This window comes from Thalassospira sp. MCCC 1A02491 (assembly GCF_001613785.1).
Classification (GTDB): domain Bacteria; phylum Pseudomonadota; class Alphaproteobacteria; order Rhodospirillales; family Thalassospiraceae; genus Thalassospira; species Thalassospira povalilytica.
The window spans coordinates 1-5,832 of record NZ_LPVX01000020.1 but is presented as its reverse complement, the minus strand read 5'-3'; the positions used below and the strand labels follow the sequence as shown (position 1 = coordinate 5,832).

Here is a 5,832-nt window from a genome sequence, read left to right as displayed (position 1 = left end):
TGGCGGGGTAGGTGAATTATCCAGCCATATCAGGAGGTTACTTTTCCATGCAGGTAAACTGGACTGGCGTTTTCCCCGCCGTTGCAACCCAGATGAACGAAGATGGTTCTATCGATTTTGATATGACCGCAGAACAGATCGAAGCCCTGATCGAAGCAGGCGTTGACGGTCTGGTGATGCTGGGGTCGGTTGGTGAAAACACCGCCCTTGATCCCGAAGAAAAAGTTGCCGTTCTGAAGCTTGCTGTGGAAGTCACCAAGGGCCGCATTCCGGTTCTTTCCGGTGTTGCCGAAAGCTCCACCCGGGCGGCGATCCGCTATGTCCAGGAATGCGAAAAAATCGGTGCCGATGGCCTGATGCTGCTGCCGGGCATGGTTTACACCGCCGATCCGCGTGAAAATATCGAACATTTCCGCACGGTTGCCAATGCAACCAAGCTGCCGATCATGATCTATAACAACCCGGGTGCCTATCGCATCGACATCAAGCCCGAAGAATTCAATCAGCTTGCCGATGTCAAAAACCTGGTCGCGATCAAGGAAAGCTCGGGTGACCCGCGTCGTATCACCGACATCTATAATGCCTGTGGTGATCGTTTCGTTCTGTTCTGTGGCATGGATGACCTTGTCATGGAGACCCAGGTTCTTGGTGCGGTTGGCTGGATTTCCGGTTTCACCGATGCCTTCCCGAAAGAATCGGTCGCACTGTGGAAGCTGCTGTCTGAGGGCAAATACAAAGAAGCTCTTGAGATTTATCGCTGGTTCACCCCGGTTCTGCACATGGATGTTCACGCCAAACTGGTGCAATACATCAAGCTGGCACAGGAAATGACCGGCGTTGGCAAACCGCATGTGCGTGCCCCGCGCCTGCCGTTGGTGGGGGAAGAACTCGAAACCATCAAGGCAACCATTCAAAAAGCCATCGACACGCGCCCGTCGCTCTAAGGGCTTCGTTCCTGGTCCTTTGTAACGACCGCAATCACACCTCTCGCACCCGAAAACCGTGATTGCATTCAGGGTCGGTTTGATGAAACAGTAAGCTCCCCCGTGGCTCTTCATGGGGGAGTTTCCTGCCATCTGGCGACCATTTCACGACAAGAAACCAAACGCGCACCACATCAGGCGAGGCCCCGAAATGACCAATACCAAACCCGATACCAACACTCCGGCAAGTGATGGCAAAAAGGCTGTCGTCATTGGTGCTGGCATTGTCGGGGTGAATGTCGGTCTGGCTCTTTTGAAAAAGGGCTATGACGTTACCATTCTTGACCGCGGGGAGCCGGGCAGGGGGACTTCCTTTGGCAATGCCGGCGGGATTGCGGTTTCCGAATGTGCGCCGATCGCCATGCCCGGAACGCTGCTGAATGTGCCGGGCTGGCTGATGGATCCCTATGGTCCGCTTTCAATCCGCTGGACCTATTTGCCCAAAATGATGCCCTGGCTGTTGCGCTTCATTGCCGCAAGCTCCAAAAGCCGGGTTGAACAGATCAGTACCGAACTGGCCGCGATCCTTAATCGCGTCTGGGAAGATTACGAGCCGGTAATTGCCGAGGCTGGCCTTAATGACGCAGTCTTTAAAAAGGAAGGCGCACTTGGCGTCTATCGCTCGGAAAGGACCCGGCGTGATGCCGAATACGGCATTGATTTGCGTCGGCGCAAGGGCATTAAAATCCGCGATGTCTCACGTGAGGAGATCATGGATCTTGAACCTGATCTGGCACCGATCTTCCCGTGTGGCGTGATCGAAGAAGACTGGGGCCGTGTGCTTGATCCCTTCAAGATCGTGACCGGTCTGTATAAACATTTCATCGAGCGCGGCGGAAAATTCCAGACCGCAGATGTCACAGATTTCGTCTATCGCGACGGGCAGCCACGTGCGGCCATGACCACAACGGGTGATCAGATTACCTTTGACACGCTGGTGGTTGCCTGCGGTGCGTGGTCGAAAACGCTGGCCAAACGTCTGGGCTCGCCGGTGCCGCTTGACACAGAACGTGGCTATAACACCACCGTTCCCTATCATGATGTCAAACTGTCACGCACCATCATCAGTGCCGATGACAGCATCATTCTGACACCGATGGAAATGGGCATTCGCGTTGGCGGTGCGGTCGAACTTGGCGGGCTGATTGCCCCGCCCAACTATGACCGTGCCAAGGCCCTGTTTGCCAAGGGCAAGGAAGTCCTGCCGAAACTCAATGCCGAAGGCGGCACCGAATGGATGGGCTTCCGGCCCTCGATGCCCGATTCAAAACCGGTCATTTCCAAAAGCCCGAAACACCGCAATGTCTTTTTCTCGTTTGGTCATGGCCATCTTGGCCTGACCATGGGGGCGACCACCGGTCGTTTGATTTCCGATCTTGTCACCGGATCGCAAACGCCGATCGACATGACGCCCTATCGTATCAATCGCTTCTGAGTGCAGGCCCCATAATGGCGAAAAACAGCTTCTTTTGCATAGACGGTCATACCTGTGGCAATCCGGTTCGCCTGGTCGCAGGCGGTGGACCAAAACTTGAAGGTGCCAACATGCTCGAAAAGCGTGCGCACTTTCTGGCTGAATATGACTGGATCCGCACCGGCCTGATGTTCGAGCCGCGCGGTCATGACATCATGTCGGGCTCGATCCTCTATGATCCGACTTCTGATGATTATGATGTTGCGGTGCTGTTTATCGAAACATCGGGATGTCTTCCGATGTGCGGTCACGGCACCATCGGGACTGTGACCATGGCGATCGAGGAAGGTCTGGTCAAACCGAAAACCCCGGGGCGTCTGCGTCTTGAAACCCCGGCCGGTCTGGTGATCGCCGAATATAAGCAGGTCGGCGATTACGTTGAATCGGTCAAACTGACCAACGTGCCATCCTTCCTTTATAAAACCGATATCGAGGTCGATTGCCCTGATCTTGGTCCGATCAAGGTCGATGTTGCCTATGGCGGCAATTTCTATGCGATTGTCGAACCCCAGGAAAACTTCCGCGATATGGCCGATTTCACCGTGGGGGATCTGCAACGTATCAGCCCGGAATTGCGCCGGCGCCTGAATGCGGAAAACACTTTCGTTCATCCGCTCCATCCCGATATCAAGGGACTTTCCCATATTCAGTGGACCGGCAAACCGACCCAGCCTGAAAGCACCCATCGCAATGCGGTGTTTTATGGCGACAAGGGTATTGACCGTTCACCTTGCGGCACCGGCTCCTCGGCCCGTCTGGCGCAGCTGGTCGCCAAGGGGCAGTGGGATCCGGCCGACGAGCTGTTGCATGAAAGCATCATCGGCTCACAATTCCGCGTTTCCGTGGTCGAGAAAACCAAAGTCGGCGAATTTGATGCGGTGGTCCCGGGCATCGAAGGCTGGGCGCGCAAGCATGGCTATAACACCATCTTTATTGATGACCGCGATCCCTATGCGCATGGTTTCATTGTGAAATAACCGGGTCGCGATGGCGTTTGTGACAAAGGGGGCTTTATGCCCCCTTTGTTGTATTTCGCCCGATCATGGGAAATTATACAGTATGCAATTATATTGCGACTTGCATGGGCCAGCGTTATGACTATTACCAGACGGGCTTGGCCCGTCTGGGCGGCACATCGACCCGCACGCCATGATTTCGGGTAACAGATTATAAAGAGCTGAAATGACCGCATCACCGCGATTTACCCGCCGTACCATCACCGATCAGGTGACCGAAGACCTTCGGGCACGTATCCTTTCGGGCGATTTCCCCGCAGGCTTCCAGTTGCGACAGGATGCCATTGCCGGTGAATATAACGTATCGCGTATTCCGGTCCGCGAAGCTTTGCAGCGTCTTGATGCCGAAGGGTTGGTAACGTTTCAGCCGCACAAGGGTGCAATTGTTTCCCAGCTTTCGCTTGATGAAATCGAAGAACTGTTCGAAGTCCGCAAGCTCCTTGAATGCGAATTGCTCCGTCATGCGGTGCCGCGCCTGACCCCGGCCGATCTTAAATCGGTCGAAGACATCCTGCTGGTCTATGATGAAGCCTTCCGGTCGGGGGATGTCGCCAAATGGGGCGAGCTTAACCGTGAATTCCATGACCGGCTTTACCGGGCATCGAACCGTCCCAAGACGCTCGAAATCATTCGCATGATCGGTAACAACACCGTGCGCTTCACCCAGGCGCAGCTTGCCTTGTCCGGTGCAACCGATCGGGCCGAACGCGAACATCATCAGATATTTGAGGCCTGCAAGGCCGGCAATACCGACGAAGCGGTCGAATTGCTAGCAGACCACATTCAAAGTTCGGCCGACAGCCTGATGGAATGCCTGCGCAAGGCCCGTGAATAGGCGATCATCGCACAGATTTCGCCAAGATATCGCAAAGATATCGCAAAGATAGAGTCCGATAACTAAAAAGGGATGCCATATGCGGCATCCCTTTTTTGCTGTGATGGGCTCTGCGGCCTAGATGGACTCAAGGACCTATCGGACAATAAATCCTTGCCCGACATCATCACCATCCTCATACCAGAAACTGGCCTTGCCACTGTAATGGGCCTGGCCGCTGACCGATGCGATGATTGCGGCGTGCGGACCGCAATTGGTGACATCGGCGACCGATCCTTCAAAACCTGATCCGATCACGCTTTCAAATGGCCGCGTTTGACCGGGTTTGATCAGGTCCTTGGCATGCTGGATGGCAAGACGCGCACTCACACCTGATCCGGTCGGGCTGCGATCGACCTGGTTTTTGGCAAATACACATATATTACGTGTTGGTTCGGGGCTGAACGCGTCGCGCCCGTCGGTCAGGATCGCGCCATACAGAAATGCCAGATCATCATGATCGGGATGGGAAAGCGTGATGCTGTCATTCACCGCCTGACAAATCTGTTCCGAAAGGGCGGTCAGCCAGCCGACATTGTCAGGCGTAATCGCCATGTCAAACTGCCCGGCATCAAGGATCGCATAAAACGCGCCGCCATATCCGATATCGGTTTTAAATGCCCTGCCATCGGGCAGGCAAAGCGCAAGATCGCTGGCAAACATGAAGGATGGTACGGATGAAAACCGCACCTTGCCGGTTTTGCCATTGGTAACCTCGACCTCGGCGCGGACCAATCCGCACGGGCATTCGATATTGACCGGGGTGACGGGTTCGATTGCTTTGACCAGGCCGTAATCAATCGCATAACGACCAAGTGCCAGAATCGCATGGCCGCACATGGTCGAATAACCTTCATTATGAATGAACAAAACCGCCAGATCGGCCTCGGGCAGGCTGGGCTCGACCAGTATCGCGCCATACATGTCGTAATGACCACGCGGCTCGAACATCAAGAACCGGCGCAGATGATCAAGATGGTCACGCGCATATCGGCGTTTGGCAAGAATGTCCTCGCCCGGAATGGCGGGATAGCCTGACGTGATAATCCGAAGCGGCTCGCCGCCGGTATGCATGTCGATCACCTCGATCGGTGTCGATTGATCGGGAAAGGTCGGGGCATTTTGCGAATCATGTCGGGCTTTGTTGCGGTGGGGCATGGTCGCCATCGGGCTCCTCGGTGGTTTTTCGGTCTTTTTTAAGGCCGGGATTCTCTTTTTGCGGGCGGTGTATGGTGGTTTGGCGCGAACATCTTAGTCTCATTCTCGCGCCGGGCAATATTGGCGGGCTGGAATTTTGGGTCGGCGATGCCCTTGCAGGTCATAAAAGTGAAACCTATATATGCTTTCGCGCAAAAATTTTGCGTAACAGCATTTCTGTCATTTTTTTGCAAAAAGGTGTTTGACAGTTTTGGGAGCGGGCCCTATAACCCGCCTCCACCGACGGGGTGCGGCGCTAGCGAATGCGGCGACGCGGACTGGACGGTT

The 5,832-nt window shown here is 54.9% G+C and carries 5 protein-coding genes; 4 read left to right on the top strand and 1 reads right to left on the bottom strand.

Going from position 1 to position 5,832, the window contains the following annotated elements; all coding sequences use genetic code 11:
- The first annotated feature begins 47 nt into the window (after positions 1 to 47).
- From AUQ42_RS07520 to AUQ42_RS07505, 4 genes are all read left to right on the top strand, one after another.
- A complete protein-coding gene (locus AUQ42_RS07520) occupies positions 48 to 944 on the top strand; it encodes a dihydrodipicolinate synthase family protein (protein WP_068518479.1) in 897 nt (298 codons plus the stop codon).
- Positions 945 to 1,134: 190 nt separating this feature from the next.
- Positions 1,135 to 2,418, top strand: a complete 1,284-nt coding sequence (locus AUQ42_RS07515) for an FAD-binding oxidoreductase (protein ID WP_068518478.1) — start codon at positions 1,135 to 1,137, stop codon at positions 2,416 to 2,418.
- 14 nt (positions 2,419 to 2,432) lie between these two features.
- The gene (locus AUQ42_RS07510; RefSeq protein ID WP_068518477.1) at positions 2,433 to 3,434 is read left to right on the top strand and encodes a 4-hydroxyproline epimerase; all 1,002 of its coding nucleotides are present in this window, start codon (positions 2,433 to 2,435) and stop codon (positions 3,432 to 3,434) included.
- A gap of 205 nt (positions 3,435 to 3,639) precedes the next feature.
- A complete protein-coding gene (locus AUQ42_RS07505) occupies positions 3,640 to 4,308 on the top strand; it encodes a GntR family transcriptional regulator (protein ID WP_068518476.1) in 669 nt (222 codons plus the stop codon).
- A 135-nt stretch (positions 4,309 to 4,443) separates the two neighbouring features.
- Here AUQ42_RS07505 and AUQ42_RS07500 read toward each other — a convergent pair whose 3' ends face one another.
- Entirely contained in the window at positions 4,444 to 5,514 is a 1,071-nt protein-coding gene (locus AUQ42_RS07500; RefSeq protein WP_231856706.1) for a proline racemase family protein, read from the bottom strand.
- Between the last annotated feature and the right edge of the window lie 318 nt (positions 5,515 to 5,832).

Excerpts from the sequence above, each read along its gene's own strand:
- AUQ42_RS07520 (WP_068518479.1), top strand. The coding sequence starts at position 48 with ATGCAGGTAAACTGGACTGGCGTTTTCCCCGCCGTTGCAACCCAGATG.
- AUQ42_RS07515 (WP_068518478.1), top strand. The coding sequence starts at position 1,135 with ATGACCAATACCAAACCCGATACCAACACTCCGGCAAGTGATGGCAAA.
- AUQ42_RS07510 (WP_068518477.1), top strand. The coding sequence starts at position 2,433 with ATGGCGAAAAACAGCTTCTTTTGCATAGACGGTCATACCTGTGGCAAT.
- AUQ42_RS07505 (WP_068518476.1), top strand. The coding sequence starts at position 3,640 with ATGACCGCATCACCGCGATTTACCCGCCGTACCATCACCGATCAGGTG.
- AUQ42_RS07500 (WP_231856706.1), bottom strand. The coding sequence starts at position 5,514 with ATGGCGACCATGCCCCACCGCAACAAAGCCCGACATGATTCGCAAAAT.